Origin of the sequence: Pseudomonas sp. SK3(2021), from assembly GCF_016772375.1 — a bacterium.
GTDB lineage: Bacteria > Pseudomonadota > Gammaproteobacteria > Pseudomonadales > Pseudomonadaceae > Aquipseudomonas > Aquipseudomonas chlororaphis_I.
The window spans coordinates 4509706-4536217 of record NZ_CP061943.1 but is presented as its reverse complement, the minus strand read 5'-3'; the positions used below and the strand labels follow the sequence as shown (position 1 = coordinate 4536217).

Here is a 26512-nt window from a genome sequence, read left to right as displayed (position 1 = left end):
CTCAGTCCTGGCCTAAAAAGTAAGTAGCTGTTTTAAAAACAAATTTATGCATTTGTGGCTTCACAGGCGACGAAAAAGTTGATAAATTTCCGCGCGTTCTTGCAGAGGTCCCCCGCGGGCCTTGCAGCAAGGGCAGGCAATATCAGAGATAGGGGCGTCGCCAAGCGGTAAGGCAGCAGGTTTTGATCCTGCCATGCGTTGGTTCGAATCCAGCCGCCCCTGCCATCTCTTACCCATCCAGGTACCCCTCAGCCGCCAGGCATGAGGCGAGTCCTCCCGAAACACCCCTTTTCTGTTTTATCAAAGGCTTCCGTCATGCCCCGCCATCCGCGTGGATGCTCGAGCGGCCGGTTTTCCTGTGCCTGGATCACTCCATCACCGCGCTCTTGCCCGACTGCTGGCGAAAGCGCTGTGGGATGGCCTCGGCATACGGGTAATGGACAAAGTAGGGCCGGGCTTCGTCGATGACCCGTTGGAACGAGGGACGCTGTATCAGCCGCTCGAAATAGGCGCTCAGGTGGCGATGGTCGTCGGTAAAGGCCACGAGCGTGCTGGCATAGAACAGGGCCGGGGCGGCGGCGCAGTCGGCCAGGCTGAAGTCCGGGCTGGCTACCCAGATTCGCGACGCCAGGCGCTGCTCGAGCACGGCGTATGCGTTCAGCAGGGCTGCGCGTTCCCGGCTCAGGTCGCCGTGGGTGCCATACAGGCGATCGGCGACTATGCGCTGCATCGGCCCCTGGACGTAGCTGTCGAAGAAACGGTCCCACAGCCGGACCTCCAGCGCACTCTCCCAATCCTTGGGAATCAACGGCTGCTGGCGGCCATGGAACCGGTCCAGGTACTCGATGATCACACTCGATTCCGGCACGTCGCGCTGCCGGGCGTGATCGCGGATGACCGGGAACTTGCCCAGCGGCCACAGGCTTTGCAGCTCGGCCCGGTCGGCGTCGTTGGCCAGATCGATGATGCGCTTTTCAAAGGCGACGCCCCGTTCGTACAGGGCGATCAGCACCTTGTGGCAGAACGACGACAGCGGATGGAAATACAGGGTCAGCGGCATTTTCCGGTTCCTCGGCGAAGTGTGGAACGCACCATTTGCCAGCAGGGAAACCCACACAGTATCGGCCTGCCTGGGTGGCCACGCGCTGGCAGGCGACGAGCCGGGCTACAGCCCCCCTGAATATTTCACCGCCGCCGCGGCCCGCGACGGTACGTTGAGGGTGCGCAGCAGCGAAGACACATGGATGCGCACGGTGAAGGGCGAGATCTCCAGTTCGCGGGCGATTTCCTTGTTGGTCTTGCCCTGGGCGATCAGGCGCAGCACTTCGAGCTGGCGCGTGGTCAGGGTGGCGCCGGTGCCCAGGGGCAGCAGCCCGGAAGGCGCGAACTTGACCAGCACCTCGCCTTCGCGAATGGCCAGGACGGCCTGGCCAATCTCGTCCGGGGCGATATTCTTGCCGATAAAACCATCGACGCCGGCGGCCATGACTTCGCCGATCAGCGCCTGGTCATCGACCATCGACACCACGATCAGGGTGGTGCGCGGCAATTGCTGGCGCAACTCGGCCAGCTGGCTGACGCAGGTCAGGCCCGGAAAGCGCAGGTCGAGGATCAGCGTGTCCAGTTCGTCGCCGGCCCGGGTCAGGGCGAGTACCCTGTCCAGGTCGCCGGCCTGCTCGATCAGCGCCTCCGGCAGCAGGCGCTGGACCGTGCGCAACATGCCCTCGCGAAACAGCGGGTGATCGTCGGCTATGATAATCCGGCATGCCATGGGGTGACTCTCCTTGGGTCGAGCTTTCCTAGGCTCTGTACGATAAGTGGCTGCGCGCTGGGCGCCTTCGGCGCTACGCAGGCTATGCTGCGTTAAAAACAGGCTTGGAATGCTCATTTAGGCCCCTAAAGTCGGATGCGACCCCAGCCGTTCCTCGCCTGTTTTGATTCGCTGCGCTCACCCTCCGGGCCAGCCTTCGGCTGTTACTCCCGTTGGTCGTTGCGCCTTGCCTGACCTTCGCTCGCCGACTTTTCGTACAGACCCTGAGGCAGCTACTTTAGCAGTGGGCCAGGCAACTGCCTGGTTCGTGCTGGATACGACGACTGCCGCACAAGGATGTTCCCCATGAAATTCGAGAAAAACACCGAGCTCGCCCAGGCCAACCTGCGCATCATCGTGGGCAGCTGCGCCCTGGCCTATATCAGCGTGCTCGGTTTCCTGCCCGGGCAGCGGGTCGATACCTACCTGCCGATCGTGATCTACATCTGCCTGTTCCTGCTGCTGTCGATTGTCCTGCGCCAGGCCATCGTGCGCTGGCCCGGGCATTATCCGGCGCGACGGGTCCTGGGCATGGTCTATGACTACACCGGGACTGCGTTCGGCCTGGTGGTCGGCGGGGAAGCGGCGCTGCCGCTGTACGCGGTGATGGTCTGGGTCAACCTGGGCAACGGCATGCGCTTCGGTTCGCGTTACCTGGCGATCGCCACGGTCCTGGCGTTGTTGGCGCTGCTGGCCATCTACCGCCTGACGCCGCTATGGCAGGCGCAACCCTTCATGGTGCTGATGCTGTTGATCACCAGCACGGTGATCCCGATCTACGCCCATATCTTGCTGGAACGCACGCGCAAGGCTTCGCAAGAGGCGATTGCCGCCAACCTGGAAAAGTCGCGTTTTCTCGCCCAGGCCAGCCATGACCTGCGCCAGCCGATCCACTCCATCGGCCTGTTCACCGCTTGCCTGCGCGAGGCGCGCCTGGGCGACGAGGAGCGGCGCCTGGTGGACAACATCGACCGCTCGCTGCTCAACGTCTCGCAGCTGTTCCGCTCGATTCTCGACCTCTACACCCTGGACAACGGACGGGTGCAACCCAGTTACCAGGCCCTGCACCTGGGGGAATTCCTCGCCGACCAGCTGCGGCAGAACGCCGAGGCCGCGCGCTGGGCCGGGGTCGAGTTGCGCCTGCGCCCCTGTTCGCACTGGGTCCGGGCGGACCCGGCGCTGCTCGCCACCATGGTCCAGAACGTGCTGTCCAACTGCTTCAAGTACGCGGCGCGGCGACCGGTGCTGATCGGCGTGCGCAAGCGCGGCGCGGGGCTGGCCATCGTCATCTATGACCAGGGCCGGGGGATTGCCGAAGAACACCTGCCGAACCTGTTCGAAGAGTTCTATCGGGTGCGCGAGCAACGGGACAAGGACGTCGAAGGCGTGGGCCTGGGCCTGTCCATCGTCAAGCGCCTGGGGCAGTTGATGGGGCTCGAGGTGGCGATCCGTTCGCGGCTTGGCCACGGCACCGCGGTGAGCCTGTACGGGTTGCCCCTGGCGCCACCGCAGCCGCAGGCGGCGAGCCTCGACGAGGCTCGGCAGGCGGGGCTGCTGACCGGCTTGAAGGTGTGCCTGGTGGAGGATGATCGCAATGTGCTGCTGGCCACCTCGGCCTTGCTCGAGCGCTGGGGCTGTGTGGTCCAGGCCGAGCTTTGCGCTAAGGACCTGGTCAGCGACTGCGACATCATCGTCGCCGACTATGACCTGGGCAACCACGCCACGGGCATCGAGTGCATCGACAGCCTGCGCCGGCAGCGCGGCTGGGCGGTGCCGGCGCTGATCCTCACCGGGCACGAAGTCGAGAAGATCCAGGCCGCGTTGCACGACCGCAATATCGCCATCCTGTCCAAGCCGGTGCGGCCGGCCGAACTGCGCGGCAGCTTGCGTGCGCTGCGTCAGCATTGCGCGCCGGCAGCGCTGGCGCGGGTCATGCCCGAGGCGTGATGGAGCCCGTTTCCTTTACCTGGACAAGGAGAGCGGCCGCAGGCGCGGGGCTTATCGCTTGCAGAGGAAGTCTTGGGTCACGGTGGTTTGCAGACAGTTGTACTGGCCCATGGTCCGGCAGACGGACTTTTCCGAGCCCGATTGTTCGGCGCGCTTGAAACCCCAGACCTGGCAACGCGCCGTGGCCACGGCCAAGCCCTGGGCGGCATCGCTTTGGCCGTTTTCGAACTGGCCCTGTTCATAGGAAATCTGCACTACGCCATCGGTTTTGCTGCCTCCGGTGGCCTCCCACTGTTTAGGGGTGGCGCAGCCCGCCAGGACTAGCGTGGCGAGGGCAAGAATCGTCATTGAAGTGAATTTCATAGGGGGCTTCCTTGGTGTTGTTCTTTTTCACGCACAACCATCCCTCGCGCCGCAAAACCGCGGCGCTGGGGGACACTGGGGGTTGCCGGGGAATATAGCCCCGGAAGAAGGAGGGGTCGATTAGCACGGATGTGCTAGGGCGGGCTGGCGTTTGCCAAATCGCTTCACTCCCCGCAGACCTCCCGCACGCAGTCGCGCAGCCAGCGATGCGCCGGGTCGCTGTTCATTCGCGGGTGCCAGAGCATGGACACGGTGATTTCCGGTATGGCCACCGGCAGGGCGAAGTTGTGCAGGCCGCTGCGCAGGTTGTGGGTATGGCGCTCGGGGACGGCGGCGATCAGGTCCGAGGCGCGGACCAGTGCCAGGGCGACAGAGAAACCGCCAACGACGGTAGCGATATCGCGCGCCAGGCCCACCGCCTGCAACGCATCGTCCACCAGCCCGCGATCCGGGCCCTGGCGCGATACCAGCACATGCTCGCCGGCGGCGTAACGGGCGGCGCCGATCGGCCCGCTGCTCAGCGGATGGCCGTTGCGCACCACACCGATAAAGCGATCGCGGAACAGCTCGCGGGTGTGGATTTCCGGGCTGGTGTTGGCGTCCACCACGCCGGTGTCGAGGTCGACCGTGCCGTCGCGCAGGAGCGTGCTGTCCTTGCCGGTTTTCTGCAGGAAATGCAGGCGCACCCCAGGGGCTTCGGCGCGCAGGCGATCTCACCACGGCAAGCGCCGGGGCCATCGCCAGCGGCATGGGTTTCACCTTTGCCCTGGCGGCGGGATGGGCGGCGATGGCGTTGCTGACCAGCAGCGTCGATGGCGGACGTTGGATTCAATGGCTTAGCACATCGCCATGGCGGGACGTGGCGGCAAGACACCCCAGCCTCTGGAGCGAGGCTTGTCCGCGATAACCTAATGTCATTCGAAGCAGGAGGTCGGGCCCTGTCGCGAGCCATCGACCGGCCGCTCCTATCGATAGGCCGTTTGATCCTGAGCGCTTTCCCCCGCCAGCAACGCACTGTAGGCCCGCAGCCGCTGCACGAACTCATTCACCGAGCCCTGGGGCGCATAGGCCTGCTTGAGGAAGAACGCGGCGTATTCGGCCATCCCCGGTTCGGCCGCCGTCAGCAGCTGCGCGTGCTCCTCCAGGGTGGTCGGCCAGCCGCGTTCCTGCTCGCCGCGCAGCAGGTTGGCCGAGCGCAGCGCCTTGCGCGCCGCGGCCCGTTGCAGGCGTTGTTGCTGCAAAGGTTCGCGGCTTTGCTCCAACTGTTGCGCGTAGCCTTCCAGCACCTGGGGGAAATCGCCATTCAGCGCCAGGGCGATGGTCCGGCTCGGGCGGAAGGGCTCGAAGCGCAGCCCCAGGTCATTGCCCCAGATGCAACGGCACTGATGCTTGAGCCAGAACCCCCAGCGGTAGCGATTGTCGGGCGCCAGCACCTCGCTGAGCACACCGATGTCGAAATCGATCTTCGACACCTCGGGGTGGCGCGCCTCCAGCGCTTGCCGAGTCTCTTCCAGCCGCTGGCGTTCCGCGGGGCTCGGCACCCAGGCCAGGACCAGGGTCACATCCAGGTCGGAAGTGCCCGGCCGCGCATCGCCACGGGCCACGCTGCCGTACAGGTACAGGCCATCGAGCAGCGCGGGAAAACGCCGCGAGAGCATCGCGCACAACTCATTCACCAGAGGGCTGAACGCCGGTTGCAACGGCTGGTCGGGCAGGGACTGGATAAAACCTTCGGCGTCGACGCCTGGGTACTGCGACATGGTGATCTCGATGGGGCAATGGCGATGAAAACAGCCCGGGCCAAGCGGGCGGTTGGCAGACAGTCTGGCTGACTTCACGGATCGCGCAAGCCGGCGCGGTTCAGCGCCACGCCGTCACGGGTCGAGGCTCGCCAGATCGTTACCGAGCGGCGTCGGCGACTCGCCGCTGATCGCGCACAGCAATGCGCTGATGGTTTGCCCCTCGACCGTGCCGCGCTCTTGCAGCAGGTCCGCCAGCGCGCCGACCGCCGGCCAGTAGCGATGCACCAGGCAGCTGGCGCGGGCCATGGCCCGGGATTCGGCGTCGAGCAGCTTGCGCGGCGGCAGCAGGCTGATCAGCTCGTGGCCGCGGCTCAGGTCGCCGCGGCCGCTGCCTTTTATCAGCCTGTCGGATCGGCCATGGCGGTAGATCGCCTCGGCCACCGGGCCGGCAAAGCAATGCAGCAGGTCGCGCTCGATGGACTCGACCATCGACGGCAGGTACTCGGCAATTCCAGGGGCATCGAAGGCGGGGCGCGGGACCAGGTAATCGGCCTCCACCAACCCCTCTACATAGCGCAGGTTGCCGCGCAGATCGAGCATCGGCCCCGCGGCGGCTTCGGCCCTGGTGCGCACGCTGACGCGGGCGATCGGCTGACCGTTCCACCAAAAGGCCAGGGCGTGGCCGGCTTCGTGGATGGCCGTGCAACGCGGGCGCTGGTTCATGCTCTTCTCCCGTGCCCGGTACGCGTCGGGCGGACGAAAAGGCGGGGCAGTCGGGAAAAAAAACGCCTGTGGCGCCCCCCCGCGGGCGCTGTCCCTGGCATCGGCTTCGGCCTTGGGGGCCGGGTAAAAGATTGTCCCTATCAACAACCAATAGTCCGGCTATTAGCGATCCGCCACAGAGGGTCTAGCCTTAATTCAGCGCTGGCGTGAGCCGGCCGGATGAGACCTGATCGAGAGATAACGAAGAACGAGTCAGAAACGTACCGGGCTTACCGTGGGCCACCGTCCTGGCAACTCGCTTGCCGCTCTGCAGCATGCCCTGTGGCCACACCCATCAGTTGAGCGAACTGTGAGCCCCGCAACCTATGTCATTGCTTTCGCCTGTCGCTATCGAGTGCCCCACCGGGCCAGATAGCTGGATGAACACGACCAAAGGTAGCTCCTCATGGCAAACGAATCGAAATGCCCGTTCAACCACGCCGCCGGCGGTGGCACGACCAACCGCGACTGGTGGCCGAACCAACTGAACCTGAAGATCCTGCACCAGCACTCGTCCCTGTCCGACCCCATGGGCGAGGACTTCAACTACGCCGAAGCCTTCAAACGCCTGGATTTCCAGGCCCTGAAACAAGACCTGCATGCGCTGATGACCGACTCCCAGGACTGGTGGCCCGCCGACTTCGGCCACTATGGGCCGCTGTTCATCCGCATGGCCTGGCACAGCGCCGGCACCTACCGCACCGGTGACGGGCGCGGCGGCGCCGGTTCCGGCCAGCAGCGTTTCGCACCGCTCAACAGCTGGCCGGACAACGTCAGCCTGGACAAGGCGCGCCGCCTGCTGTGGCCGATCAAGCAGAAGTACGGCCGCAACATCTCCTGGGCCGACTTGATCGTCCTTGCCGGCAACGTCGCCCTGGAATCCATGGGCTTCAAGACCTTCGGTTTTTCCGGTGGTCGCCCGGATGCCTGGGAGCCGGATGAAGACGTCTACTGGGGCGCCGAAAATACCTGGCTGGGGGGCGATACGCGCTATGGCAAGCCGGACAAAGCCGCCATGCAAGAGGCCGGTGAGGGCCAGTTGGTGGCCGAGCCGGGCAATGAAGAAAGCCGCACCGACCAGGGGCGCCACCTGGAGAACCCGTTGGCCGCGGTGCAGATGGGCCTGATCTATGTGAACCCGGAAGGCCCCGAGGGCAACCCGGACCCGGTCGCGGCGGCGGTGGATATCCGCGAGACCTTCGCCCGCATGGCGATGAACGATGAAGAAACCGTGGCCCTGATCGCCGGTGGCCACGCCTTCGGCAAGACCCACGGCGCCGGGCCCGCCAGCCATGTCGGCCCCGAGCCCGAAGCCGCCGGCCTGGAGCTGCAGGGCCTGGGCTGGAAGAGCAGCTTCGGCACCGGCAAGGGCGCCGACGCCATCACCAGCGGCCTGGAAGTGACCTGGACCACCACGCCCACCCGCTGGAGCAACAACTACCTGGAAAACCTGTTCGGCTACGAGTGGGAACTGACCAAGAGCCCGGCGGGGGCGCACCAGTGGACGCCAGAAAACGGCGCGGGCGCTGGCACCATCCCGGATGCCCACGACCCGTCCAAGCGGCGCAGCCCGACCATGCTGACCACCGACCTGTCGCTGCGCTTCGACCCGGTCTACGAAAAGATTTCGCGGCGCTTCCTGGAGAACCCGGACCAGCTGGCCGACGCCTTCGCCCGCGCCTGGTACAAGCTGATCCACCGCGACATGGGCCCGCTCTCGCGTTACCTCGGCCCGGAAATGCCCAACGAAGAATTGCTCTGGCAAGACCCGATCCCCGCGGTGGACCATGCCCTGGTCAATGACAGCGACATCGCGTCCCTCAAGGCCAGGCTGCTGGCCTCGGGCCTGTCGGTTGCGCAACTGGTGTCCACTGCCTGGGCAGCGGCGGCAAGCTTCCGCGGCTCCGACAAACGCGGTGGTGCCAACGGCGGGCGCCTGCGCCTGGCCCCGCAGAAGGACTGGCCGGCCAACCAGCCCGAGCAACTGGCCAAGGTGCTGGCGACCCTCGAAGGGATCCAGAAGGACTTCAACAGTGCGCAGTCCGGCGGCAAGAAAATCTCCCTGGCCGACCTGATCGTGCTGGGCGGCAGCGCTGGCATCGAACAGGCGGCGAAAAACGCCGGCCGCGACATCTCAGTGCCATTCTCCCCAGGGCGCATGGACGCGAGCCAGGAGCAGACGGACGTCCAGTCCTTCGCGCACCTCGAACCCATCGCCGATGGCTTCCGTAATTACCTCAAGGGCCGCTACCGCGTCCCCGCCGAGGCCCTGCTGGTGGACAAGGCGCAACTGCTGACCCTCACCGCGCCGGAAATGACCGTGCTGATCGGCGGCCTGCGGGTGCTCGACATCAACGTCGGCCACGCCCCCCACGGCGTCTTCACCCTGCGCCCGGGCGCACTGACCAACGACTTCTTCGTCAACCTGCTGGACATGGGCGTGGAATGGAAACCGCTGTCCGACGCCCAGCAAGAGTTCGAAGCCCGCGACCGCAAGACCGGCCAGGTCAAATGGACCGGCACCCGCGTCGACCTGGTCTTCGGCTCCAACGCCCAGTTGCGGGCCTTGGCCGAGGTCTATGCCAGCGCCGATGCGCAGGAGCAGTTTGTGCAGGACTTCGTCGCGGCCTGGGTCAAGGTGATGAATCTGGATCGGTTTGATTTGAGGTGAGGGCGGTTTTGAGGCCTAGAAATGAAACCCCGACCTGAGTGTTCAGGTTGGGGCTTCAGGCTCGGAGTAGACGCTGCATAAGCCATTCGGTGCGCCTGAAAAACCGTAATGAGCTGGTCAAGTCATTCTGGACACCGGTTCAGGTTCTACTCAGCCAGCCTCTCCATCGCGACGGGCGACCGATAGTCCTTGTAACTGTGGGGCGCGACTGTAGGAGCGAGCTCGCGATGAACTCAAGAGCACCGCGCTTACCCACCAAGTACGCACTATCGCTAACGACCATCGCGAGCAATCGAGCATCGACCGGCTGCCCCTACCGCGCGCTGACTGACCGGCATTAGGGCAAAGGGCCGCAAAAATGCTGCTCGATATTTCTACAAGACTGAAACGCCTTCCTGTGGGGAGGCGTTTTTTTGCCGGGCCGAAAGGCTATAGCGCCGTGGATGCGGGCCGAGAGGGCGCACCGACAGGGGCAGGCGAGTGGCGGGGTGTTCGAGGGGCAGGGCATGGACATAAACAGCGACGGTTTAGCGGTTGTTCCTTGGCGGCCACAGACCTAGTCTGCCCCTGTCGCTGCAAAATCAGCGATCGGGTCTGATAACCCGGTAAGATGCAGGCGCACAAGCGCCCGTTACTACGATTGCAGGCGCATTTTTGTGTCCGTCTTCTCGTGTAATGGCGGCTGTGCGTGGGAGACCTTCGGGTCTGCCGGATTCCTGTATCTCCGGTTTATCAGCCTACGCACAGCTGCCACCCTTTCGCCTGATAACGAACATGGCAGCTCTCTTTTTGATATGGGAGGTTCAACCATGTACGCCCGTAAGCTGTCTGTATTTTGCTGCCTTTCGCTTCGCCTTCATCCGCTCAATAAGACCCGCTTCCTGGCTGTCGCAGGAGGTGATCTATGAGCACTTCAACCCCCATCAAAACCCTGGGTTTCGTCACCTTCGGCAGTTGCGCCGATCCTGAGCAAACCCTGTTCCGCGTCAACGCCGATGTGCCTTTGCAGCAAGCCCTGGAACACGCCTCGACCCTGCTGTACTACGCCAAGAAGCTCGCCCTGGACGCCGCCATGGAAGAGCAGGGCGAGCGCTACGCCTGGGCGTCGCATTTTCTGGCGGAGATGGGGAAGGCGGTGATTGATGATGTTTGTTTGGGGTTGAAGGGGGGAGAAGTGCGGTGAGTTGGTTTTGATTTGAGGCTTTTTTGCGTGAACCAAGAAAAACGCCGCTTATCGTGGGTGATGAGTGGCGTTTTATTGTATGGAGGGTTGCTTTTGGCCAAAAGCCGACGTTTAGAGTAGGGAAAAATGAATCTGCGCCTTCTAAACATGATTTCGGTACTCCTTGCTGGCGGTCATTTCAGCCAGCTAAGCTCAACGTGAGTCGCTATCGGCAGAGACCTACCTCCTGCCCATCGTGGTGCAGAGGCTGGTATATTCCACTTTTGGGAAAGCTGTCTGCACCAGAGAAGCGGCACGCTTTCTCGACAGGTTTGCCTAAGCGTGCGCTTAAACTGACATAGAGCAGACTTGGAGATGATGAACATGGTCGTAGACTGCAGCAATAACAGTGTGTGAGGCTAATAGATTGTTAACCACTAGGGATGCAGCAAGGCTTTTCTCAAGCAAGCGTATTGCTGAGATTGCATCTGGAGATTTTTCCTATCTATTGGACATTGCAACACTCTACCGAGACTCGCTTAAAGACAGTTTCACGGTGGCCGAAGTTATTGACCATGCATATTCCGAGCTTTCAAGAGATTACAGAAGCGAGTATTTTTATAAAAATACCGTCGCTGAAAGGCTTTTGCTCGGGCGGCATTCCGTTAACACTGCAACAGTTTTACCAGAGTTCAGAGTTGGACGTAGCAAGGCCGATTGCGTGATATTAAATGGCAGCTCTACTTGCTACGAAATAAAGTCAGACTTCGATAATTTAGATAGATTACCAGAGCAGCTCTCCTTCTATCGAAAGGTTTTTGATAAAACATATGTTGTTGTAGGTAAAACCCACCTGGATAAAGTGCAGAATCTTTGTTGGGATGACATTGGTATAATTGAGCTAACGTCTAAAAAAAGCCTGCGCGTAATTCGAGAGGCAGAGGTGTCTAAGGATCCGGTCGATGTTCCGGTATTAATGCGATCTTTACGGGTAAACGAGTACAAGGAAATTGCTTCAAGAGTTTCCGGGGCGAACATCGACTATCCAAACACAGAAATCTTTTCCGCTTGTGAGGAAATTCTCAAAAGTTCTCCGTCTGAGGATGTTCGAGAAGCATTTTGCTCTACTTTGAAGCAGAGCAGGAAAGTTGAGAAGAGCTATGTGCTTTCACTTCCGCGTTCATTATTAATGGCAGGAATAGGATTTAAGCTGCGAACCGATCAAAGGCGTGGTCTTGTAGAGAACTTAAACAAAATCTTTAGTAAGGATGCTTTATGTACTACCCGATTCTACGAGGCAAGCAATTTGAGCTAATAGCTCTAAGAGAGCTAGCAGGGCATATTCAATCTGACGTAATTCGTCCTGTGATTGAGCCCGTGAGAGGTAATCTCACCCCCCTTATCAAGACAGTAGAAGTGCTATCCGAATCAGGAATAGTTCCTTTAGTTGTAATAAATCCAGCCATAGGTGATTTTGCCAAGGGTTCTGAGGGATTGTTTGAACTCATAAAAACCACCGCAAAATTCACTCCGTGCATAAAAGCAAAAAATGCTGAAGATCTATCTTTGTTAGCCAAGTATGGACTTTCTCTGTCTGATAGCGCGGTCTTTATAGAGAGTGGAATAGATAAAGCGTTATTAGACCAGTTACAAGAAGCGAGCTGTGTTCTTGTAAATAAAGATAGAGCCCACTCAGGTGCGATATCCCGCTTAAAGAACGTTGTGCTTTTCGGCGATTTTTTTGAAAAAAAGGTCAGAAATGCTGACTATAAAGAAAAATCTTTTTATTCCTCCCTTCATACTGAGTGGAGAACTTATAAGAACGCAATAGGGTTTGGTGACTATACTATCTTGAGTGAGGAGTATAGTGAGGCGGGTGGCCCAGCGTATGTAGTAACCATACATCTTAGTTATGTTGATGATGATGAATTTGATGCGATGTATGTTCGGCACTTTTCGTCTTTCAATGACGACTCGCCTGCAAACCCCGGGGGGAAATTCAAGTCGGCGCTTGATAAAGTCTCCGACTATATAGTTGAAAATCCGGGAGTATTTATTGAGACGCGAGGCCTTAACGAGCTATTGAGTCTTCGTGGAAATCCATTCCCTGGATTAGGGCAAGTAAAGAAATACTCAATGAAACATCACATTGAGACTACCTGCGAATTTGTTCGGGGTGAGTGATGCCTAGATGCTGCGTTCGATGCTTTCAAGACTCAGTAATTGTGGCGAAGATCATTTCCGAAGGGGAGATCAGCCGTTGCAGTTACTGCGGTTCAAATCAAGTGTCCTGTATAGACCCGGCGACTTTGACCGACAAACTCGAACTGTTTACCTACGGTTTATCTGCAGATGAAAATGGGCATAAATTTTCTCAAGTCCTAGAGTTTTACGGGCTCTTTAGCGAGCAAGTTCGTCAACCAACTGCATTAATCAACGATATCTTTGGGGAAGGCGCGGCTGATCGGCGATTCCAGTTCGAGTTTAACGTCGCTACATATACGGAGCAGTGGGAGGAATTTAAGTTTGAGCTCAAACATAAGAATCGCTTCTTCCCAAAGGCTACTATCCACTCATCACTGTTCAGTAGGTCAACTACCGACGGCACGGAGGGAGTTCTATTTCAGCTTCTGGAACAGCTAAAAACTCCTGTTAATGAGAGAGAGAGTTTCTTCAGAGCCAGAATATCGGAAGCCCCGTTGGGCGCCAACCAAATGGGCTGCCCACCACGCGAGCGAGTTACAGGCGGAAGGGCTAATCCACTGGGAATTCCTTACCTTTATGTTGCAGATACGTTACAAACTTGCATTAGTGAAGTAAGGCCTAGCAATTCAAGCTGTATATATGTATCTGAGATTACACCAGTCCGGGAGCTCTCTGTTCTAGACTTAACCTCTCCCCGAAAGCTGTGCTCCGCCTCTGCTTTCGGAGAGGAGCAGTTATCCGTTGCGTTAGGATTCCTTGGGCTACTTGAACTGTTCTCCGAAGAACTATCCAAACCCGTCAGGCCGGAAAATGGGAATCTGGACTATATCCCTACTCAGTTTCTTTGCGAATTCATCAAGAGTGAAGCAAAGTTCGATGGACTCATTTTCAACAGCTCATTCGGAAACGGGAAAAACTTCGTATTCTTTGATGGCGACACTTTAGTTCTTACGGAGCCGAAAATGTATATAGTTAACAGGACAGTTCACGAATACGAACTTGGCTAAAAAGGCTGTTTTTTTCAACCCAGGAGCAAAGGGGACAGATTTATTTTCCCTGCTCTAAAACGGCCGCTTTTGGCCGAAAACCGCCATTCACGAGAAGTCCATCGGACGACCAAAGCCCCCGCCAACCCCGCCCATCCAACCCCCGAACTATAATTAACAAGCACCCCATTTGCCCGGTGAGCACCGCCACGCCCGTCCGCTACCCATCAGGCTCACCCGCCAGGCAGGGGGCAGTCCCACCAATGGGACGGGACGCCCAACTGATTACGCGAGAGGAGGCCCGCCATGAAACTTCATTCCTTCCAGCATTACTCCCATGGCCTGGAGATGGCCGTTCACGATGCCTGGATCACCACCAAAGTTAAGTCGGCCCTGGCCTTTGCCGAACCGACCCGCGGCCTGCATATCAATGTCAAAACCCATGCGGGCATCGTTACCTTGAGCGGTCGGCTCAACACCCATAAGCAGTGTGAACAGGCCGTCAGCCTGACCCGTGCCGTGCATGGCGTCGTCGACATCGAGGCCAGCGACTTGCTGACCCATATGTTCACGCCGGGCAGCCTGCCTGAAGCGCCCAACGCTGAAGAGAGCAGCGAATACTCTTCGCCGTCGTCGACGAAGAAGGACGACAACAAATGATGAAGGTGATTGCTTGAGCGTCGTGCCAGGAACACTGGTCGGCGCGGGGTTCGATAGCCCTTTTGGCAGGAGCTCAGGAGGATCATCGGCACGCTGAAAGCCCCACCGTAAAAGACTTGTACCCTAACGGCACATAGTTATGTGAGTGGGTACAGGAGATCTAGCAGGCATAAGCTTCCGAGCATCAATGGCTTGCGATGTAAAAAGTACATCGCAAGCCATTGCAACGCCTAAGTGCCGACAGTTCAGTAACTGGCCATTCTGAATAATAGCCCAAAGACTTATTGCAATTGCGAAGCCGGTGAGGGCTATTGGCGGTGGTTTGAGAGCGTTACAAGTAATTTATAGTAAAGGTTACGGATACGTTGGCGGAGCCAGCCTCTAACTGAGTGTCGGCCAGGCGGTAATAGGCGGCAGAAAGGGGTATTTGGAAGTTTTTACCTGTTGGGTCGAACTCGTTGAACGTATAACTAGTATCCAGGGCGATAGGTTGCCCAATATCGTTCATCAGTTTCAAACCAATACCTTTAGCCGTGGATTCAGAGCTGAGCGCTACGAGCCCTTTTTCTTTATCGAGGACCTGAGAGGTGGCATGCAGGGAATAGGTGACCTTTTTTATACCGCCCTGACATTCATTGAGAGCAATGTTGAATTTTTTCACACGAGGTGCATCACCGGCGGTACCGAACTCTTCTAAACGGTAGTCGTTCCCCATCCTCACCTGAACTGATGGGGAGCGGCAAGATGCCGAATTCAAAGTTATCGGTTTGAGCAGGTTGACTTTTACCAAGGTAAGGTTGCCCCATATATGTGCTCCCAGATAGCCGGCGGGGATTGTACTTTGCGATGAAAGGTCACTGGATTTTATAATTTCAATAGTGTAAATCCTGGCGGGGTCCGTATATATATAAGCCGGCAATATTCGAGCTGCATTTAAATAGCCATTTATATCGTTCTTGATTTTAAATGAGAGGCCTGTTTTGCCCAGGGGGAAAGTATTACCTCTATCAACACTGCCTAGCTTCGGATCTAAAGAAAAAATAAAAGGTGCCGAGGCGTCGCATTGAAAGGCCTGGGCCGGGACCATTATGGTTTCCCTGTAGACCACCGTTCCAATGGGCGCATCTGCGGGAATAGACAGGGCACTGGACCTGCCGGCGTAGTTGGCTGTGAACTCCCCACCCGTCAAGAATGAGCAGTTCGCGGCCAAAGTACTCGAAGAGTGCGCAAGCGCTACTATGACTATAAAGTCAAGCAGCGAGCGTAACCGGGTTGGTTTTTTAAGGTCCATGTGGTGTCGATAGAAGTGACAGTATAGGTAAGGAGGGTGAAATATAAAGAGTAAATAGAGCGAGGAACATAGGACAAACCTTAAATTTCTTCCTGGCCTATTGTGCAGCTTGAAAGAAGAATCTCCTATGCAACTGGCGGGACATTGAAACCATTTTTTATAAGCACATCTCTCCACGCTAGTGACAGCCGGCCAAGCTCTGCTACGCGCACCCTGTAGTAGTAACCTTCTGAAGTTCCTGTGCGAGTCCAGGCAACAACGCGCCGCACAGAATTATCAACAATAATTATGCTTGCACCACAAAACATATTCTTTACCGGATACTTCGTAAACGTACCCGTTTCTTCATTGTAGTCAGCGTTTACCACATGGCTGACGTCGGGCTGATCAGCAATTATCGTGCACCCACCACTTCTGACGCAGGCGCCACTCTCGTCATAGTATGGATTAGGTTTATCTTCATCAAAAACATCAACCCCCCACTCCAACTCATTAACACTCTTGGAAAATCCTGGGATATCACTGTCCATGGTGCCTTTTTTGGGGCCTTCAAGCCACTTCATTAACTTTGACTTAAATTGAATCATGTGGGCATTTTCAGACCTGATCGTAAATTTAATTCCATCTGACAGATCTGCCTGGCTATTGCCAATGGCCATGTCACTTATATCTACATTGATTTCAACAGTAATCAGATCGTCTCGATATGCTATTGTCATAAATAAGGTTCCTTCCAATAAAAGTCCTTATAGCGTTTCGGAACAACATCTGCCTCAACAACTGAATCTCAGAATTTTTTGGGTATGGAATTAACAAAGCATAGGTTAGAAAACGCCCTAATTGTGGATTTTGCAAAAAGGACCCGATCCAGATGCGATTTTTTCATTCCGCCGAATACCATCTTCATGACGCCCGCCCCAAGCACGATGCAGTCAACTAATAGGACTTAGCCTATCTTTGTAGAGCTTGCCACCCGTGAGCCTCCTGCTTTTACCCTCCACGACTTGATCTGTAGCCCTCCACTGAGAAGGTCTTTTGCTTTAGGTCGAAGCGTTGACTACCTATAAGCCCGGCCAAGTGCCGGGCTTTTCGCATCTGGCTTAAGGCTTTTCGGCATTGGCCTTCTCAAGCAAGCCTCGGAGTGGTTCGCCCTGGGCGGACAGCAGCCCACGGCGCGCATCCAGCTCAACTACAACGATGCGATCAAGAGCCTGGTGGCCGCCGGTTATGGCGCTACCTTGCTGCCCCGCGAAGCCGCCGCGCCGCTGCCCGACCCGCGGATAGCCATGCGTCCGTTGCAGCCACCGCTGTGGCGCCAACTGGGCATTGCCCACCGGGACGGCGAGGTGGAGCGCTCGACCCAGCATGTGCTGGAGGTGTTGTGGGGCTTGAGCGCTGATTGACGCCCCGGCGTCCTAGCCCAGCAGATGCCTGGAAATGTGCTTGGAGATTTCCACCATCGAAGTCTTGCCGGTGAATTCGAACTTCACCTGGCCCAGCGATGAAAAGTAGATCTCCAGCTCGGAGTCCAGGTCGAAGGTGCCGGAGGTTTCCACCGAGTAGGCGACGATGTTTTTGTAGGGCAGGGAGGTGAAGTCCTTTTTGCTGCCGGTGATGCCCTGCACATTGACCGCGATGATGCGTTTGTTGGTAAACACCACGCCGTCGCGCATGGCTTTATAGGCATCGATCACCTGCTCGCCTTCCAGCAGCAGGGCGCTGACCCGCTCGGCGTATTCGTCGTTTTGCTTGAGCTTGAAGAAGCCTTTGTTGTTGAAGTCGATCATGGGGGAGTCCTTATTCTTGAAGTGAGCTGCCAGGGTTTTTGCCGATTGTATTGTCGGGCTTGACCTTTGGCACGGCGCTCGGAGCGGCAGGGAGCGCGAGCCTGTATCCCTTTTCTGCACACGCGTTTTTGCCGATCGGAACGCCGGCGCAATCGCCAACCGCTTGCGCGCACGCAGGAGCCAGGCTTGCCGGCGATAGCGGACGCTGGCGCCGACAAGCATTCAAAAGGGACGGGCTCAGGCGTCGGGATATTTCGCGCGCAGTTCGTCGATCATCCGCAGGCAGTGGCTGAGCCCGGCCGATACGTCGCCGACCCGGCGGCTGATGATGATCGGCGAGGTGGCGTTGGCTTCCAGCAGCGGGCTGAAGCCGATGTCGTCGCGGTGCAGCAATTGCACCGAGGCCGGCACCAGGGTGATGCCGATGCCGGCGCCTACCAGGCCGATGGCGGTCTGCAGTTCGTTGGTCCACTGCACGATGCGGATGTTCAGGCCGTGGGTGTTGAACAGCGCGATCACGTGGTCGGCGTAGCTCGGGCGCGGGTTGCCGGGGTAGAGCACGAAGGGTTCGTCGGCCAGTTGCGCCAGGCTCACCGGCTGGCCGATCAGCGGATGGCCGGCGGGCAGGGCGGCCACCAGGCGATCCTCGGCCTGTACCTTCTGCACGATGGCCGGATCGTCGATGCGGATCCGCCCGAAGCCGATGTCGATGCGCCCGGCCTTGAGGGCTTCCACCTGTTGCAGGGTGGTCATTTCCGACAGCCCCAGTTCCAGGGCCAGGGTCTCGTGGCTGCGCAGGCGGCGGATCAGTTCCGGCAGCAGGCCGTACAGGGTCGAGGGGGCAAAACCGATGCCGAGCCAGGTCTTTTCGCCGTGGCCGATGCGCCGGGTGTTGTCGCAGACCTTGGCCAGTTGCTCCAGCAGCACGCTGGAGTGCTCATAGAAAAACCGCCCGGCTTCGGTCAGGCGCAATGGCCGGCCGCGCTCCAGCAGCAACACCCCGAGTTCCTCTTCCAGTTGCTGGATCTGCCGGCTCAGGGGCGGCTGGGCGATGTGCAGGCGCTCGGCGGCCTTGGTGAAGTTGAGGGTCTGGCCCAGCACCTGGAAGTAACGCAGATGACGCAGTTCCATAAGGCCTCCGCAGGCAAAGGTTTGATACCTTCAAGGTATCGAGCCAGACCAATTCTATATTGGAACCCCGGAAAAAGCCGTACGAGAATCGGGTTCATAACTTCGAGAACCTGATGGGTATGGAAATGCTTTCAAGTGCCATTGAATCGATCGAAACGATCATTGTCGATCTGCCGACCATCCGCCCGCACAAGCTGGCGATGCACACCCTGCAGAACCAGACCCTGGTGCTGATCCGCCTGCGCAGCATCGACGGCATCGAAGGCCTGGGCGAAGCCACCACCATCGGCGGCCTGGCCTATGGCAATGAAAGCCCGGACAGCATCAAGACCAATATCGACCGCTTCTTCACGCCGCTGCTGCTTGGCCAGGACGGTGCCAATATCAATGCCGCCATGCAGCGCCTGGAACGCAGCATCCGCGGCAACACCTTCGCCAAGTCCGGTATCGAAAGCGCCTTGCTCGACGCCCAGGGCAAGCGCCTGGGGCTGCCGGTCAGCGAGCTGCTCGGTGGCCGGGTGCGCGACGCCTTGCCGGTGGCCTGGACCCTGGCCAGCGGCGACACCGCCAAGGACATCGCCGAAGCGCAAAAGATGCTCGACCTGCGTCGCCACCGCATCTTCAAGCTGAAGATCGGCGCCGACGAGGTGGACCGCGACCTGGCCCACGTGATCGCGATCAAGAAGGCCCTGGGCGACCGCGCCAGCGTGCGGGTCGACGTCAACCAGGCCTGGGACGAAGCGGTGGCGGTGCGCGCCTGCCGGGTCTTGGGCGGCAACGGCATCGACCTGATCGAACAGCCGATCTCGCGCAACAACCGCGCCGGCATGGTGCGCCTGAATGCCATCAGCCCGGCGCCGATCATGGCTGACGAATCCATCGAATGCGTGGCAGACGCCTTCAACCTGGCCCGCGAAGGCGCGGCCTCGGTGTTTGCCCTGAAGATCGCCAAGAACGGCGGCCCGCGCGCGGTATTGCGCACCGCGGCGATCGCCGAGGCGGCGGGCATCGGCCTGTATGGCGGCACCATGCTCGAAGGCGGCATCGGCACCCTGGCCTCGGCCCATGCCTTCCTGACCCTCAATACCTTGAGCTGGGACACCGAACTGTTCGGCCCGCTGCTGCTGACCGAGGACATCCTCGCCGAGCCGCCGCTGTACCGCGATTTCCAGTTGCACGTATCCCGGGCGCCGGGCCTCGGCCTGAGCCTGGACGAGGAGCGCCTGGCGTTCTTTCGCCGCGACAAAGCCTGAACTGCCATTCATCACGTCTTAAGGAGAGCACCATGCTGTTCCACGTCAAAATGACCGTGAACCTGCCGGTCGACATGAACCCCGAGCGCGCCGCCCAGCTCAAGGCCGACGAAAAGGCCCTGGCCCAGCGCCTGCAGGAGCAGGGCACGTGGCGGCACCTGTGGCGCATCGCCGGCCTGTATGCCAACTACAGCGTGTTCGACGTCGACAGCGCGCAGGAACTGCATGACCTGCTGATGCAACTGCCGCTGTACCCCTACATGGCCATCGAAGTGAACGCGTTGTGCAGGCATCCTTCGTCCATTCGTGCGGATGACCGCTGAGCCCCCGCCGGCTCGCTCCACACTCTAATAAATACAAGATGAGGAATAACCATGAACGTCCGAATTTCCCACACGGCCAGTGCCCAGAAATTTCTCGAAGAAGTCAGCGGCCAGTTCAACGACCAGGGCAACCCGCGCACCAAGGCCCTGGTGTACCGCATCCTGCGTGACACGGTGAACATCATCGAAGACCTCGACGTGACCCCGGAAGAATTCTGGAAGGCGGTCAACTACCTCAACGTGCTCGGCGCCCGCCAGGAAGCCGGGCTGCTGGTGGCCGGCCTGGGCCTGGAGCACTACCTGGACCTGCTGATGGACGCCGCCGACGAACAGGCCGGCAAGACCGGTGGCACCCCGCGCACCATCGAAGGCCCGCTGTACGTGGCCGGTGCGCCGCTGAGCCAGGGCGAGGCACGCCTCGACGATGGTCGCGATCCGGGCGTGGTGCTGTTCATGCAGGGCCAGGTGCGCAACACCGCCGGCCAGCCGCTGGCCGGGGCCATTGTCGACGTCTGGCACGCCAACACCGGCGGCACCTATTCCTACTTCGATAGCGCCCAGTCGGCGTTCAACCTGCGCCGCCGCATCGTCACCGATGCCGAAGGCCGCTACCGTTTGCGCAGCATCGTGCCTTCGGGCTACGGCTGCCCAGCGGACGGTCCGACCCAGCAGCTGCTCGACCAGCTGGGCCGCCACGGCCAGCGTCCGGCCCATATCCACTTCTTCATCTCGGCCGACGGCCACCGTCACTTGACCACCCAGATCAACCTCGATGGCGACGAATACCTGCATGACGATTTCGCCTACGCCACCCGCGACGAGCTGATCGCCAAGATCACTTTCAGCGACGATCAGCAGCGTGCGGCGCAGCATGGGGTCAGCGGGCGTTTCGCCGAGATCGACTTCGACTTCACCCTGCAGCCGTCCGCCCAGCCCGAGGAGCAGCAGCGCCTGGAGCGGGTACGAGCGCTGGAGAACTGAGGCGACGGCAGAGCCCGAATCGGGGCCACGGGATGACTTGACGGTTGTCCCGTGGTTTTTGCCGTTGTGGGGCGTGGTCGATGTTTTGCGTGATGGGCCGCGGGGACGAACGAGCACCGCCCGATACGAACGCTCCCAAGCATAAGAACCGAGAGTGACCCGCTTATGGAAACGCATCTGTTGAGTGAGCGCAGCAGGGTATTCGTCCAGGCCGATCCCTACGCTGTGTCCGGTTATGTCAACCAGCATGTGGGCAGCCACTGCATCCGTTTGCCCAGGGCCGGCAGTCCCCAGGCCAGCCTCAATCATCGGCAGTTCGCCAGCCTCGACCTGTGCTCGATCAGCTACGGCGCCAGCGTGCGCGTCACCTCGCCGGCGCTGGAAACCATCTACCACCTGCAAGTGCTGCTGCGCGGCCACTGCCTGTGGCGCGGCCATCGCCAGGAACATTACTTCGCCCCGGGCGAGCTGCTGCTGATCAACCCCGACGATCCGGTGGACCTGACCTATTCCGACGATTGCGAGAAATTCATCATCAAGGTGCCCATCCGCTTGCTGGAGTCGGTGTGCCAGGAGCAGCGCTGGCTGTATCCGGGGCAGGGCGTGCGTTTTGTCGGCAACCGCTACCAGCTCGATGAGCTGGAAGGTTTTATCAACCTGTTGAGCGTGGTCTGCCGCGAAGCCGAAGCCGTCGAGTGCATCCCCCGAGTGCAGGAGCATTACGCGCAGATCGTCGCGAGCAAGATGCTCAGCCTGATGAAGACCAACATCCGGCGCGTGGGCCTGGGTTCGTCGTCGGCGACCTTCGAGACGATTGCCGACTACATCGAGCGCAACCTCAAGCAGGACATCGGCTGCGAGGCGCTGGCGCAACAGGCGCAGATGAGCCTGCGTTCGCTCTATGCGCTGTTCGAGCGCAATGCCCGGACCACGCCCATGCGCTACATCCGGCAGAAAAAACTGGAACGGATCCATGCCTGCCTTCGCACCCCCAGCTGCAACGTGCGCAACATCACCGAACTGGCCATGGACTTCGGCTTCCTGCACCTGGGACGCTTCTCGGAAAGCTACCGCAAACAGTTCGGTGAATTGCCGTCCGATACCTTGCGGCGCCGGCATTGATCCACGCTGCCTGCTGGCGCCCTCCACGATTTCTTCTGTAGCCGTGTAGCCGTGTAGCCGTGTAGCCGTGTAGCCGTGTAGCCGCTGCCGAGCGCTAGCGAGGCTGCGATCGACTGCGCAGCAGTCGCCAAACCTGAGTACGCGGAGGACCTGAATAACCGCGTTAGTCCCGTTGCGGCCGCTTCGCGCCCGATCGCAGCCTCGCTGCGGCTCGGCAGCGGCTACAGGGCTACAGGGTTGCCCTTGCAGAAAGCGGATAGTGGTCTGCACGCAACGGATATTGCCCCTGCACACTCGGCCCTAGCATGAGCCTTGCCTAATAAAAACAACGGAGGCGGCGGCCATGACCCTGCGACCCGAATACCTTCACTCCCTGCTTGAAGAAGACCGTGACCGGGGTGTCTACCGCTGCAAGCGGGAGATGTTCACCGACCCCCGGCTGTTCGACCTGGAAATGCAGCACATCTTCGAGGGCAACTGGCTGTACCTCGCCCACGAGAGCCAGATCCCCAACAAGAACGACTACTACACCACCACCATGGGCCGGCAGTCGGTCTTCATCGTGCGTAACAAGGACGGCGAACTCAATGCCTTCCTCAATGCCTGTAGCCACCGTGGCGCCATGCTCTGCCGGCACAAGACCGGCAACAAGGCGTCCTACACCTGCCCGTTCCACGGCTGGACCTTCAACAACTCCGGCAAGCTGCTCAAGGTCAAGGACCCGGCCGCCGCGGGTTACCCCTCGAGCTTCAACTGCGAAGGCTCCCACGACCTGACCAGGGTCGCGCGCTTCGAGTCCTATCGCGGCTTCCTGTTCGGCAGCCTCAACCCCGACGTGCTGCCCCTGGTGGAGCACCTGGGCGAGTCGGCGAAGATCATCGACATGATCGTCGACCAGTCCGCCGACGGCCTGGAAGTGCTGCGCGGATCCTCGAGCTACATCTACGAAGGCAACTGGAAGCTCACCGCGGAAAACGGCGCCGACGGCTACCACGTCAGCTCAGTGCACTGGAACTACGCGGCCACCCAGAGCCAGCGCAAGCAGCGCGAGGCCGGCGAAGAGATCAAGACCATGAGCGCCGGCAGCTGGGCCAGGCAGGGCGGTGGTTTCTACTCCTTCGACAAGGGCCACATGCTGCTCTGGACCCGCTGGTCCAACCCCGAGGACCGCCCGCTCTACGAGCGCCGCTTTGATCTGGCCCGGGACTTCGGCCAGGCCCGCGCCGACTGGATGATCGAGAACTCGCGCAACCTGTGCCTGTACCCCAACGTCTACCTGATGGACCAGTTCAGCTCGCAGATCCGCATCGCCCGGCCGATCTCGGTGGACCGCACCGAGATCACCATCTACTGCATCGCGCCCAGGGGCGAGAGCGACGAAGCCCGGGCCACGCGCATCCGCCAGTACGAGGACTTCTTCAACGTCAGCGGCATGGCCACCCCGGACGACCTGGAGGAATTCCGTTCCTGCCAGATGGGCTACCAGGGCAGCCACACTGCCTGGAACGACATGTCCCGCGGCGCCGAACACTGGGTCGAGGGCGCGGACGACGCGGCCCGGGAAATCGACCTGCAACCGATCCTCAGCGGCGTGCGCACCGAAGACGAAGGCCTGTTCGTGATGCAGCACAAGTACTGGCAGCAAACCATGCTCCAGGCGGTGGCCGCCCAAGCGGCGCGAACCATTGCCGTGGAGGCTGTGCGATGAGCATTTCCCATGACACCGTGCGCGACTTTCTCTACCGCGAAGCGCGCTACCTGGACGACAAGGACTGGGACCGCTGGCTGGCGCTCTACGCTCCCGACGCGACTTTCTGGATGCCGTCCTGGGACGACAACGACGAGCTCACCGAAGACCCGCAGCGGGAAATCTCGCTGATCTGGTACGGCAGCCGCTGCGGCCTGGAAGACCGGGTGTTCCGGATCAAGACCGAGCGCTCCAGCGCGAGCATTCCCGATACCCGCACCTCGCACAACCTGAGCAACATCGAGGTGCTGGAACAGGCCGACGGCCTGTGCCAGGTGCGCTTGAACTGGCACACCCTGAGCTTTCGCTACAAGACCGTCGACAGCTACTTCGGCACCAGCTTCTACACCCTCGATGTGCGGGGCGAGAACCCGCTGATCCTGGCCAAGAAAGTCATCCTGAAGAACGATTACGTTCGTCAGGTCGTCGATGTCTACCACCTCTGAGGCGACCGCCATGACTCATCAAATCGCACTCAATTTCGAAGACGGGGTGACCCGCTTCATAGCCGCCGACGCCGGCGAAACCGTGGCCGATGCCGCCTACCGCCAGGGCATCAACATCCCCCTGGACTGCCGCGACGGCGCCTGTGGCACCTGCAAGTGTTTCGCCGAAGCCGGGCGTTACGACCTCGGCGAGGAATACGTCGACGACGCGCTGACCGCGGATGAAGCCGGGCAGGGCTTCGTGCTGACCTGCCAGATGCGCGCCTTGAGCGATTGCGTGGTGCGGGTGCCGGCCTCCTCGCAAGTCTGCCGTACCGCCCAGGCCACCTTCGATGCCACCATCAGCGCGGTGCGCCAGCTGTCCGACAGCACCATCGCCCTGTCGATCAAGGGCGAGGCCCTGGGCAAGCTGGCGTTTCTGCCGGGGCAGTACGTCAACCTCGGCGTGCCCGGCAGCGAGCAGACCCGCGCCTACTCCTTCAGCTCGCTGCAGCGCGACGGCGAGGTCAGCTTCCTGATCCGCAACGTGCCGGGCGGCCTGATGAGCAGCTTCCTCACCGGCCTGGCGAAAGCCGGCGACCCCATGAGCCTGGCCGGCCCATTGGGCAGCTTCTACCTGCGGGACATTCGCCGGCCGTTGTTGCTGCTGGCCGGTGGCACCGGGCTGGCGCCGTTCATCGCGATGCTGGAGAAAATCGCCGAGCAGGGCAGCGCGCATCCGTTGCACCTGATCTACGGGGTGACCCATGACTTCGACCTGGTGGAAATCGACCGCCTGGAAGCCTTCGCCGCGCGCATCCCCAACTTCAGCTTCAGCGCCTGCGTGGCCAACCCCGAGAGCCGCCACCCGCTCAAGGGCTACGTGACCCAGCATATCGAGCCCAGGCACCTGAACGACGGCGATGTGGACGTGTACCTGTGCGGCCCGCCGCCGATGGTCGAGGCGGTGAGCCAGTTCATCCGCGACCAGGGCATTGCCCCGGCCAATTTCTACTATGAAAAATTCGCCGCCAGCGCGGCCTGACGCGCCCCCCAAAAACGCCACCGTACCTGTAGGAGCGAAGCTTGCTCGCGATAGCGATAGTGCGTGCACCGCCGACCTTTCAGCCTATCGGCTGATCGCGAGCAAGCTCGCTCCTACAAAGGGCTGTGGTGGATCGGGCCTATCGGAATGAGGTTTTGAGATGAGCAGATTCAAGCAGAAAGTCGCCCTGGTCACCGGCGCGGCGCAGGGCATCGGCCGGCGGGTCGCCGAGCGCCTGGCCGAGGAGGGCGCGCGGCTGGTGCTGGTGGACCGCTCCGAGCGGGTGTTCGAGTTGCAGGCCGAGCTGGCCCCCGGCTTCGAGGGGCTGGCGCTGACCGCCGACCTTGAGCAGTACGCCGAATGCAGCCGGGTGATGGCCGCCGCCATCGAGCGTTTCGGGCGCATCGACGTGCTGGTCAACAACGTCGGCGGCACCCTCTGGGCCAAGCCGTTCGAGCACTATGAAGAGCGGCAGATCGAAGCCGAAGTGCGCCGCTCGCTGTTCCCCACCTTGTGGTGTTGCCACGCGGCGCTGCCGTACATGCTGGAGCAGGGCAGCGGCGCCATCGTCAACGTGTCGTCCATCGCCACCCGCAGCATCAACCGCGTGCCGTACGGCGCGGCCAAGGGCGGGGTGAATGCCCTGACCGCCTGCCTGGCGTTCGAGACTGCCGGGCGCGGGGTGCGGGTCAACGCCACTGCCCCCGGTGGCACCGAAGCGCCGCCACGACGCATTCCGCGCAACAGCGCCGAGCAGAGCGCCGAGGAAAAGGTCTGGTACCAGCAGATCGTCGACCAGACCGTCGACAGCACCCTGATGAAACGCTACGGCACCATCGACGAGCAGGCCGCGGCGATCCTGTTCCTGGCCTCCGACGAGGCGTCCTACATCACCGGCCTGGTCATGCCGGTAGGCGGTGGCGACCAGGGTTGACCCTCCCACGGCCCCGTAGGAGCGCGCTTGCTCGCGAAAAATCACCAAGGGTGACGCGCAGCGTCAGCGACACCCTGCCGGCCCTATCGCGAGCAAGCGCGCTCCAGGAAGCGTAGCGATCCCGGTGCCATCTGAGCCCGGGGGTACCCCCAAGTCCTATACTCA

At 60.4% G+C, this 26512-nt stretch carries 24 protein-coding genes, 1 tRNA gene and 2 pseudogenes; 17 read left to right on the top strand and 10 right to left on the bottom strand.

All coding sequences use genetic code 11. The features are described 5' to 3' along the window. Nucleotides 1–150: 150 nt before the first annotated feature. Nucleotides 151–225 (top strand) — tRNA-Gln (locus IF690_RS19805). Between the two features lie 142 nt (nucleotides 226–367). Here the strand turns inward: IF690_RS19805 and IF690_RS19800 are convergent. Beyond that, nucleotides 368–1060, bottom strand: coding sequence for a glutathione S-transferase family protein (locus IF690_RS19800; RefSeq protein WP_202697041.1), 693 nt, complete (start codon nucleotides 1058–1060; stop codon nucleotides 368–370). A gap of 105 nt (nucleotides 1061–1165) precedes the next feature. Further along, entirely contained in the window at nucleotides 1166–1771 is a 606-nt protein-coding gene (locus IF690_RS19795) for a LuxR C-terminal-related transcriptional regulator (RefSeq protein ID WP_202697040.1), read from the bottom strand. A 345-nt stretch (nucleotides 1772–2116) separates the two neighbouring features. Between IF690_RS19795 and IF690_RS19790 the strand changes: the two genes are divergently transcribed. Next, the gene (locus IF690_RS19790) at nucleotides 2117–3757 is read left to right on the top strand and encodes an ATP-binding response regulator (protein ID WP_202697039.1); all 1641 of its coding nucleotides are present in this window, start codon (nucleotides 2117–2119) and stop codon (nucleotides 3755–3757) included. 51 nt (nucleotides 3758–3808) lie between these two features. On the opposite strand, the gene yecR is transcribed toward IF690_RS19790, so the two are convergent. The 4 genes and pseudogenes from yecR to IF690_RS19770 form a co-directional block, all read right to left on the bottom strand. Then, nucleotides 3809–4120: a YecR family lipoprotein gene (gene yecR, locus IF690_RS19785; RefSeq protein WP_202697038.1), complete on the bottom strand. Its 312-nt coding sequence runs from the start codon at nucleotides 4118–4120 to the stop codon at nucleotides 3809–3811. A gap of 164 nt (nucleotides 4121–4284) precedes the next feature. After that, a pseudogene (locus tag IF690_RS19780) lies at nucleotides 4285–4830 on the bottom strand (LysR substrate-binding domain-containing protein); the annotation flags it as partial. Nucleotides 4831–5085: 255 nt separating this feature from the next. Further along, on the bottom strand, nucleotides 5086–5880 hold the full coding sequence (locus IF690_RS19775; protein ID WP_202697037.1) for a nucleotidyltransferase domain-containing protein: 795 nt from the start codon (nucleotides 5878–5880) through the stop codon (nucleotides 5086–5088). A gap of 114 nt (nucleotides 5881–5994) precedes the next feature. After that, a complete protein-coding gene (locus IF690_RS19770; RefSeq protein ID WP_202697036.1) occupies nucleotides 5995–6585 on the bottom strand; it encodes a hypothetical protein in 591 nt (196 codons plus the stop codon). A 445-nt stretch (nucleotides 6586–7030) separates the two neighbouring features. Between IF690_RS19770 and katG the strand changes: the two genes are divergently transcribed. The 6 genes from katG (at nucleotide 7031) to IF690_RS19740 (ending at nucleotide 14308) form a co-directional block, all read left to right on the top strand. Beyond that, on the top strand, nucleotides 7031–9295 hold the full coding sequence (gene katG / locus IF690_RS19765; RefSeq protein ID WP_202697035.1) for a catalase/peroxidase HPI: 2265 nt from the start codon (nucleotides 7031–7033) through the stop codon (nucleotides 9293–9295). Between the two features lie 904 nt (nucleotides 9296–10199). Beyond that, a complete protein-coding gene (locus IF690_RS19760) occupies nucleotides 10200–10478 on the top strand; it encodes a DUF3077 domain-containing protein (RefSeq protein WP_202697034.1) in 279 nt (92 codons plus the stop codon). A 535-nt stretch (nucleotides 10479–11013) separates the two neighbouring features. Continuing rightward, a complete protein-coding gene (locus IF690_RS19755) occupies nucleotides 11014–11772 on the top strand; it encodes a sce7726 family protein (RefSeq protein ID WP_215729799.1) in 759 nt (252 codons plus the stop codon). Further along, nucleotides 11733–12641, top strand: coding sequence for a sce7725 family protein (locus IF690_RS19750; protein WP_202697032.1), 909 nt, complete (start codon nucleotides 11733–11735; stop codon nucleotides 12639–12641). Before IF690_RS19755 ends, IF690_RS19750 begins: the two co-directional genes overlap by 40 nt. Nucleotides 12642–12682: 41 nt before the next feature. Then, nucleotides 12683–13669 carry an RES family NAD+ phosphorylase gene (locus IF690_RS19745; RefSeq protein ID WP_202697031.1) on the top strand — a complete coding sequence of 329 codons (987 nt, stop codon included), beginning with the start codon at nucleotides 12683–12685 and terminating at the stop codon, nucleotides 13667–13669. A gap of 285 nt (nucleotides 13670–13954) precedes the next feature. After that, on the top strand, nucleotides 13955–14308 hold the full coding sequence (locus IF690_RS19740; RefSeq protein ID WP_202697030.1) for a BON domain-containing protein: 354 nt from the start codon (nucleotides 13955–13957) through the stop codon (nucleotides 14306–14308). 331 nt (nucleotides 14309–14639) lie between these two features. Here IF690_RS19740 and IF690_RS29065 read toward each other — a convergent pair whose 3' ends face one another. Both IF690_RS29065 and IF690_RS19730 read right to left on the bottom strand, forming a co-directional pair. Next, the gene (locus tag IF690_RS29065; RefSeq protein WP_252189501.1) at nucleotides 14640–15599 is read right to left on the bottom strand and encodes a fimbrial protein; all 960 of its coding nucleotides are present in this window, start codon (nucleotides 15597–15599) and stop codon (nucleotides 14640–14642) included. Nucleotides 15600–15724: 125 nt separating this feature from the next. Further along, nucleotides 15725–16318, bottom strand: a complete 594-nt coding sequence (locus IF690_RS19730) for a hypothetical protein (RefSeq protein ID WP_202697029.1) — start codon at nucleotides 16316–16318, stop codon at nucleotides 15725–15727. Nucleotides 16319–16720: 402 nt separating this feature from the next. Here IF690_RS19730 and IF690_RS19725 point away from each other — a divergent pair. After that, a pseudogene (locus IF690_RS19725) lies at nucleotides 16721–17002 on the top strand (LysR family transcriptional regulator substrate-binding protein); the annotation flags it as partial. Between the two features lie 12 nt (nucleotides 17003–17014). Here the strand turns inward: IF690_RS19725 and IF690_RS19720 are convergent. Continuing rightward, nucleotides 17015–17386 (bottom strand): PH domain-containing protein, encoded by a 372-nt coding sequence (locus tag IF690_RS19720; RefSeq protein WP_041988250.1) that lies wholly within the window; start codon nucleotides 17384–17386, stop codon nucleotides 17015–17017. Between the two features lie 237 nt (nucleotides 17387–17623). Further along, nucleotides 17624–18517, bottom strand: coding sequence for a LysR family transcriptional regulator (locus IF690_RS19715; RefSeq protein ID WP_202697028.1), 894 nt, complete (start codon nucleotides 18515–18517; stop codon nucleotides 17624–17626). A gap of 125 nt (nucleotides 18518–18642) precedes the next feature. On the opposite strand from IF690_RS19715, the gene IF690_RS19710 reads away from it, so the two are divergent. The 8 genes from IF690_RS19710 to IF690_RS19675 all read left to right on the top strand — a co-directional run bounded on the left by IF690_RS19710 (nucleotide 18643) and on the right by IF690_RS19675 (nucleotide 26347). Continuing rightward, complete coding sequence (locus IF690_RS19710) at nucleotides 18643–19770, top strand: muconate cycloisomerase family protein (RefSeq protein WP_202701645.1); 1128 nt, start codon at nucleotides 18643–18645, stop codon at nucleotides 19768–19770. Between the two features lie 32 nt (nucleotides 19771–19802). Further along, nucleotides 19803–20093: a muconolactone Delta-isomerase gene (catC, locus tag IF690_RS19705; protein ID WP_202697027.1), complete on the top strand. Its 291-nt coding sequence runs from the start codon at nucleotides 19803–19805 to the stop codon at nucleotides 20091–20093. 51 nt (nucleotides 20094–20144) lie between these two features. Next, nucleotides 20145–21074 (top strand): catechol 1,2-dioxygenase, encoded by a 930-nt coding sequence (catA, locus tag IF690_RS19700; protein WP_202697026.1) that lies wholly within the window; start codon nucleotides 20145–20147, stop codon nucleotides 21072–21074. A gap of 165 nt (nucleotides 21075–21239) precedes the next feature. Then, a complete protein-coding gene (locus tag IF690_RS19695; RefSeq protein WP_202697025.1) occupies nucleotides 21240–22196 on the top strand; it encodes an AraC family transcriptional regulator in 957 nt (318 codons plus the stop codon). A 343-nt stretch (nucleotides 22197–22539) separates the two neighbouring features. Beyond that, on the top strand, nucleotides 22540–23904 hold the full coding sequence (gene benA, locus IF690_RS19690; RefSeq protein WP_202697024.1) for a benzoate 1,2-dioxygenase large subunit: 1365 nt from the start codon (nucleotides 22540–22542) through the stop codon (nucleotides 23902–23904). Further along, nucleotides 23901–24389 carry a benzoate 1,2-dioxygenase small subunit gene (gene benB / locus IF690_RS19685; RefSeq protein WP_202697023.1) on the top strand — a complete coding sequence of 163 codons (489 nt, stop codon included), beginning with the start codon at nucleotides 23901–23903 and terminating at the stop codon, nucleotides 24387–24389. Before benA ends, benB begins: the two co-directional genes overlap by 4 nt. A gap of 10 nt (nucleotides 24390–24399) precedes the next feature. Continuing rightward, the gene (gene benC, locus IF690_RS19680) at nucleotides 24400–25413 is read left to right on the top strand and encodes a benzoate 1,2-dioxygenase electron transfer component BenC (protein WP_202697022.1); all 1014 of its coding nucleotides are present in this window, start codon (nucleotides 24400–24402) and stop codon (nucleotides 25411–25413) included. Between the two features lie 160 nt (nucleotides 25414–25573). Continuing rightward, nucleotides 25574–26347 (top strand): 1,6-dihydroxycyclohexa-2,4-diene-1-carboxylate dehydrogenase, encoded by a 774-nt coding sequence (locus IF690_RS19675; RefSeq protein WP_202697021.1) that lies wholly within the window; start codon nucleotides 25574–25576, stop codon nucleotides 26345–26347. Nucleotides 26348–26512: the final 165 nt, after the last annotated feature.

Bases quoted from the DNA above. Each gene is read 5' to 3' on its own strand.
- IF690_RS19750 (WP_202697032.1), top strand. From the start codon at position 11,733: ATGTACTACCCGATTCTACGAGGCAAGCAATTTGAGCTAATAGCTCTA.
- IF690_RS19675 (WP_202697021.1), top strand. From the start codon at position 25,574: ATGAGCAGATTCAAGCAGAAAGTCGCCCTGGTCACCGGCGCGGCGCAG.
- benA (WP_202697024.1), top strand. From the start codon at position 22,540: ATGACCCTGCGACCCGAATACCTTCACTCCCTGCTTGAAGAAGACCGT.
- IF690_RS19790 (WP_202697039.1), top strand. From the start codon at position 2,117: ATGAAATTCGAGAAAAACACCGAGCTCGCCCAGGCCAACCTGCGCATC.
- IF690_RS29065 (WP_252189501.1), bottom strand. From the start codon at position 15,599: ATGGACCTTAAAAAACCAACCCGGTTACGCTCGCTGCTTGACTTTATA.
- benB (WP_202697023.1), top strand. From the start codon at position 23,901: ATGAGCATTTCCCATGACACCGTGCGCGACTTTCTCTACCGCGAAGCG.
- benC (WP_202697022.1), top strand. From the start codon at position 24,400: ATGACTCATCAAATCGCACTCAATTTCGAAGACGGGGTGACCCGCTTC.
- IF690_RS19760 (WP_202697034.1), top strand. From the start codon at position 10,200: ATGAGCACTTCAACCCCCATCAAAACCCTGGGTTTCGTCACCTTCGGC.
- IF690_RS19775 (WP_202697037.1), bottom strand. From the start codon at position 5,880: ATGTCGCAGTACCCAGGCGTCGACGCCGAAGGTTTTATCCAGTCCCTG.
- IF690_RS19715 (WP_202697028.1), bottom strand. From the start codon at position 18,517: ATGGAACTGCGTCATCTGCGTTACTTCCAGGTGCTGGGCCAGACCCTC.
- yecR (WP_202697038.1), bottom strand. From the start codon at position 4,120: ATGAAATTCACTTCAATGACGATTCTTGCCCTCGCCACGCTAGTCCTG.
- IF690_RS19720 (WP_041988250.1), bottom strand. From the start codon at position 17,386: ATGATCGACTTCAACAACAAAGGCTTCTTCAAGCTCAAGCAAAACGAC.
- IF690_RS19770 (WP_202697036.1), bottom strand. From the start codon at position 6,585: ATGAACCAGCGCCCGCGTTGCACGGCCATCCACGAAGCCGGCCACGCC.
- IF690_RS19710 (WP_202701645.1), top strand. From the start codon at position 18,643: ATGCTTTCAAGTGCCATTGAATCGATCGAAACGATCATTGTCGATCTG.
- catA (WP_202697026.1), top strand. From the start codon at position 20,145: ATGAACGTCCGAATTTCCCACACGGCCAGTGCCCAGAAATTTCTCGAA.
- IF690_RS19730 (WP_202697029.1), bottom strand. From the start codon at position 16,318: ATGACAATAGCATATCGAGACGATCTGATTACTGTTGAAATCAATGTA.
- IF690_RS19800 (WP_202697041.1), bottom strand. From the start codon at position 1,060: ATGCCGCTGACCCTGTATTTCCATCCGCTGTCGTCGTTCTGCCACAAG.
- IF690_RS19795 (WP_202697040.1), bottom strand. From the start codon at position 1,771: ATGGCATGCCGGATTATCATAGCCGACGATCACCCGCTGTTTCGCGAG.
- IF690_RS19740 (WP_202697030.1), top strand. From the start codon at position 13,955: ATGAAACTTCATTCCTTCCAGCATTACTCCCATGGCCTGGAGATGGCC.
- catC (WP_202697027.1), top strand. From the start codon at position 19,803: ATGCTGTTCCACGTCAAAATGACCGTGAACCTGCCGGTCGACATGAAC.
- IF690_RS19695 (WP_202697025.1), top strand. From the start codon at position 21,240: ATGGAAACGCATCTGTTGAGTGAGCGCAGCAGGGTATTCGTCCAGGCC.
- katG (WP_202697035.1), top strand. From the start codon at position 7,031: ATGGCAAACGAATCGAAATGCCCGTTCAACCACGCCGCCGGCGGTGGC.